At 42.2% G+C, this 3,969-nt stretch carries 2 protein-coding genes; both read left to right on the plus strand.

Going from position 1 to position 3,969, the window contains the following annotated elements; all coding sequences use genetic code 11:
• The coding region (locus Q1V93_RS18565) for an AAA family ATPase (protein ID WP_300666819.1) at positions 1–2,349 on the plus strand (2,349 nt) is incomplete at its 5' end.
• A 768-nt stretch (positions 2,350–3,117) separates the two neighbouring features.
• The gene (locus tag Q1V93_RS18570) at positions 3,118–3,771 is read left to right on the plus strand and encodes an ElyC/SanA/YdcF family protein (protein WP_300666821.1); all 654 of its coding nucleotides are present in this window, start codon (positions 3,118–3,120) and stop codon (positions 3,769–3,771) included.
• Positions 3,772–3,969: the final 198 nt, after the last annotated feature.

A 3,969-nucleotide genomic window follows, 5' to 3' on the forward strand; every position in this document is an offset into this window, starting at 1 on the left:
GTAAAACTGACCAAAGATCAGGGCGATGAATATGTCACTGTAGAAATGCTTTTCCTGGCTTTGATCGAATCAAAAGATCAGATCGGTCAATTGCTCAGAGATGCAAAACTCAATAAATCAACAGTACTCAAAAATATTATGGATTTACGAAACGGAGAAAAAATAACGTCCAACCAACAGGAAGGAACATACAAATCATTGGAAAAATACGCCAAGAACTTAAATGAACTGGCGAAAGAGGGAAAATTGGATCCTGTAATCGGCCGGGACGATGAGATTCGTCGTGTGTTGCAAATTTTGACCCGAAGAACTAAAAACAACCCCATCCTGATCGGTGAACCGGGAGTTGGTAAAACAGCCATTGCGGAAGGAATTGCACACCGGATTATAGACGGTGACGTTCCTGAGAACCTGAAATCCAAAATTGTTTACAGTTTGGATATGGGTGCTTTGGTTGCCGGAGCAAAATACAAAGGTGAATTTGAAGAGCGTTTGAAGTCTGTGGTAAAAGAAGTAACCAATGCAGACGGAGAAATCATCCTGTTCATTGACGAAATTCACACACTGGTTGGAGCCGGTGGCGGTGAAGGTGCAATGGATGCTGCAAACATCCTGAAGCCGGCTTTGGCAAGAGGAGAATTGCGCGCAGTTGGTGCAACAACCTTAAACGAATATCAAAAATACTTCGAAAAAGATAAGGCTTTGGTACGCCGTTTCCAACCGGTATTGGTGGATGAACCGGATACCGAAGATGCAATCTCTATCTTACGTGGTATCAAGGAAAAATACGAGAATCACCACAAGGTTCTGATCAAAGATGCTGCGATCATTGCTGCCGTGGAATTATCACAACGATACATTACGGAACGTCATTTGCCGGATAAAGCCATTGACTTGATCGACGAGGCTGCATCCAAACTTCGAATGGAAATCAATTCAAAACCGGAGGAACTGGATGAATTGGATCGCCGGATCATGCAATTGGAAATCGAGCGCGAAGCAATCAAACGCGAAAACGATACCAAGAAACTGGAATCTTTAGGAAAAGAGTTGGCAACATTGGAAGAACAACGCAATGCCTTCAATGCAAAATGGCAGGCAGAACGCGATATTGTAGACGGGGTTCAAAAAACCAAAGAGTTGATTGAAAACTTGAAGCTGGAAGCTGACCAGGCTGAACGCACCGGAGATTACGGAAAAGTAGCGGAAATCCGCTACGGTCGTATCAAAGAAGCGGAAATCAAACTCGAAGAAGCGAAACAGAAATTGGTCGAGTTACAGGCAAATTCAAAACTGATCAAGGAAGAAGTGGACGCAGAAGAAATTGCGGATGTTGTTTCCAAATGGACTGGAATCCCGGTTTCCAGAATGATTGAAAGCGAGGTTTCAAAACTGCTTCGCCTGGAAGATGAACTTGGAAAACGCGTAGTCGGACAAGAAGAAGCCATTGAAGCATTATCCGATGCCGTAAGAAGAAGCCGTGCAGGATTACAGGATATGCGCAGACCAATCGGATCCTTTATTTTCTTAGGTCCGACAGGTGTTGGTAAAACCGAATTGGCAAAAGCACTGGCCGACTTCCTCTTCAACGATGAAAACGCCATGACGCGAATAGATATGTCCGAGTACCAGGAAAAACACAGCGTGAGCCGATTAGTCGGAGCGCCTCCGGGATATGTCGGATACGATGAAGGTGGTCAGCTGACCGAAGCTGTTCGAAGAAGACCGTATTCGATTGTTTTGCTGGATGAGATTGAAAAAGCACATCCGGATGTATTCAATATTTTGCTCCAGGTTTTAGACGACGGACGTTTGACCGATAACAAAGGGAGAACGGTGAACTTCAAAAACACAATTATTATCATGACTTCCAACATGGGATCACATCTGATCCAGGAAAGTTTTGAAGGTGTGAAGGAAGAAAATCTGCATGAAGCAATGGACAAAGCAAAATTCAAAGTGCTCGAGTTGTTGAAACAGACTATCAGACCGGAGTTTTTGAACCGGATAGATGAAACGATCATTTTCACTCCGTTGAATAAGCGTTATGTGAAACAAATCGTTCAGCTACAGTTGAATCAGTTGAAAGAAATGCTCCTGGATAAAGGAATCAAAATGCATATGACCGAAGAAGCGAAAGAACATTTGGTTGAAGCAGGATATGATCCTCATTTCGGTGCAAGACCAATCAAACGGGTGATCCAGAAACAGGTTCTGAATGAACTATCCAAGGCTTTATTGGCCGGAACACTGGATACTTCGCTGACCGTGGTCATGGATATTTTTGACGGGAAAATCGTATTCAGAAAACCGATTTCCCAGGAAGAAGAAATCCTCATTAATTTGTAAGTAATCGTAGTTTAAATAAGGTAGAAAAGCGAGGCAGGGTTTTGTCTCGCTTTTTTGTTTTTAGACTTGTCCTGGAATTTATGTCATTTTTTTAAGTCCCGCAGATGATATAAACTCCGGCTATGTCGGGGCACAGATTTAATTTACATACGATGTGCATAAGCCCCTGTCCCCGCCGTTCAGAATCCGCGGTATGCGCCATATGCTGATCGCATGTCGCCAATAGCTTTAGCGATGGCACAAGCTTAGGCGTAAGCGTTCTGCGGGAAAAAGTGATTACACCACTTATATTTTAGGACGAATGCAGGTGTTCACGAAGCTAAAATTCAGAGATTTACCATCTAAAACTGGGAACAGGTTTTCGGTTTGTATATTTTCAACACAAGATCAAACAACTGAAAACAAGCACTTTAAACCAGGAGGCATAAATAGAAACATGAAGCTGATTCGTAATATTGCGATATGGCAATTTTGAGAACCGGAACAAGAATTGTTTAAAGTAAACCCATGTCCGAAATGTACTTTCAAATCCCCGTAAGAATAGTGAATGATCTACACTTTCAGGAACCAACCTGGGTAGCATCTTTCAAACCAACAAGAAGGAAAAGAATCCGCTTCAAAAGACAAATAGACATCCCGCAGTGGCAGGACAAGTTGTGTCTATTAGTCCAATGACAGCAAGGGAATCCGGACGGTCAGAAAAATTTCACGAACCCCGTTTAAGTAACATCATTTCCAATTACTTTTACAGCAAATCTTGCTTTATCCATGAAACTAAAATCACAGCGGTCTAAAATTTTAAAACGCATCATTATTTTCTCTTTCCTGTTCGTTTTATGTTGGTTTTTCGGAGCCAATTGGGCCGTAAAGTCAAACGCAGAAGGAAAGATCTTCGATCGGGTGAGTGAATGCCCGAAGGTAAAAGTAGCCCTGGTTCTGGGAACATCCCGAACAAATAAGCGTGGAAATGACAATTTGTATTTTTCTTACAGGATCAAAGCTGCCGTGGAATTGTATCGTGCCGGAAAAGTGAAATTTATTTTAGTGAGTGGCGACAATAGTATTGAAACGTATGACGAACCTACGGATATGAAAAATGCATTGATTGCTGCAGGAATTCCGGCTGGTCGGATTTACCTGGATTATGCCGGATTCAGAACCCTGGATTCAATGGAACGCGCTCTAAAGGTCTTCGGACAAAAAGAAGTGATCGTTGTTTCGCAACGTTTTCACAATGAACGCGCCATATATCTCGGAGAACATTTCGGAATGACCGTTTATGGCTACAATGCCAAAGATGTTGCCAAAATGGGTGGCTTCAAAACGAAGGTACGCGAGCGTTTTGCACGAATGAAAGTATTCTGGGATATTTTATTCGGAGTAGATTCCAAATTCTTGGGAGATCCGGTGAAAATCGGATAACCTATTTAATAGAGAATTGAAAAATTGAACAGGTAAAAGTAAATTGGCGAAGGTTCATCTCCCCTTCTTTCCAATTGTAAATTCTCAATTATCAATGCAACTACTTTCCCAACACACTTAAAATCTGCACCAGGTCTTCTGACTTTTTCGTTCCGATCAGTAATTTTTTCCCATTTTTAAACACCAACTGCAAACCGG

Origin of the sequence: Fluviicola sp. (assembly GCF_030151805.1) — a bacterium.
GTDB lineage: Bacteria > Bacteroidota > Bacteroidia > Flavobacteriales_D > Crocinitomicaceae > Fluviicola.